Here is a 1,208-nt window from a genome sequence, read left to right on the forward strand (position 1 = left end):
AAGCAATATTTACTTGAAAATGCGGCCCCGCTCCAACAAAAGCAACTTCTGGAGGAAAATGATGGTGTTTATCATATCACCACTAAAGGTAAATTCCTAAGTGACGGCATTGCCGCCGACCTTTTCTATCTACCTAAAACCTGAGAAATATTCTTAAAACTAATTCTTAGCCTTTTCGTAATTTTACCAGATGCTGGCGAACATCATTCATAAAGACAAAACTTATCACGTAGATCTTTCCAAACCACTGGATATTTCCCTGGGATTACGGGGAGACTCTAAAAATCCTGTGGCCTGGTACCTGGGCGCTCCGGTGATTGAGCCGGTGAAAGACGGTGATTTTATCGGAAAGGTTTCTGAAGGGGCTCCTGTGAATTTTAATAACGTGAAATTCAATCCTCACGCCCATGGGACACATACAGAGTGTGTGGGACATATTTCGTTGGAGTTTCACAGCATCAATCAAACCTTAAGAAACTTTTTTTTCACCGCAAAACTGATTTCGGTGGAGCCTGAAAAATGGCTGGAAGATGTTGTGATTACGGAAGATATTCTCCGCAAGCATTTTAAGGAAGGAGAAGCGGAAGCCTTGGTGATTAGGACTTTGCCTAATTATATAGAAAAGCGCAGCCGCAAATACTCGAATACCAACTGGCCGTATTTAACCGAAGATGCCTCCATTTATCTACGTAATTGTGGAGTGCAGCATTTGCTTATAGATCTGCCCTCGGTTGATAAGGAAAAGGATGGAGGTAAACTCCTTGCGCACAAAGCCTTTTGGAATTATCCTAAAAATACCCGTTTCGATGCGACCATCACAGAATTAATTTATGTACCAAATACAATTCCCGACGGGGAGTATTTGCTGAATCTGCAAATCGCTTCTTTTGAAAATGATGCAGCGCCCTCCAAACCTGTCTTATATAAAATTTTGTAATTAGAGATTTCCGCCTTTGCGGAAATGACATTTGACGTATTTATGAACATAGAAACATTTAGAAATTACTGTCTCAGCAAAAAAGGCGTGACCGAAGAACTCCCTTTCGGTCCCGATACTCTTGTTTTTAAAGTAATGGGGAAGATGTTTGCTCTTGCCGGATTGGATGAGGTTCCTTTAACAGCTAACCTGAAATGCGATCCCGACCGCGCCCTGGAATTGCGGGAAACTTACGGCAGCCACATCCTTCCCGGCTACCATATGAATAAAA

At 42.1% G+C, this 1,208-nt stretch carries 2 protein-coding genes; both read left to right on the top strand.

What is annotated here, in order from left to right; genetic code table 11:
- Positions 1-190 precede the first annotated feature (190 nt).
- Positions 191-937 (top strand): cyclase family protein, encoded by a 747-nt coding sequence (locus ACESK1_RS12580; protein WP_372920530.1) that lies wholly within the window; start codon positions 191-193, stop codon positions 935-937.
- 42 nt (positions 938-979) lie between these two features.
- Positions 980-1,208: MmcQ/YjbR family DNA-binding protein (locus ACESK1_RS12585; protein WP_372920531.1), on the top strand; the 229-nt coding region annotated here is incomplete at its 3' end.

The sequence above is a fragment of the Salegentibacter sp. genome (genome assembly GCF_041642575.1).
Classification (GTDB): domain Bacteria; phylum Bacteroidota; class Bacteroidia; order Flavobacteriales; family Flavobacteriaceae; genus Salegentibacter.

Excerpts from the sequence above, each read along its gene's own strand:
- ACESK1_RS12580 (WP_372920530.1), top strand. The coding sequence starts at position 191 with ATGCTGGCGAACATCATTCATAAAGACAAAACTTATCACGTAGATCTT.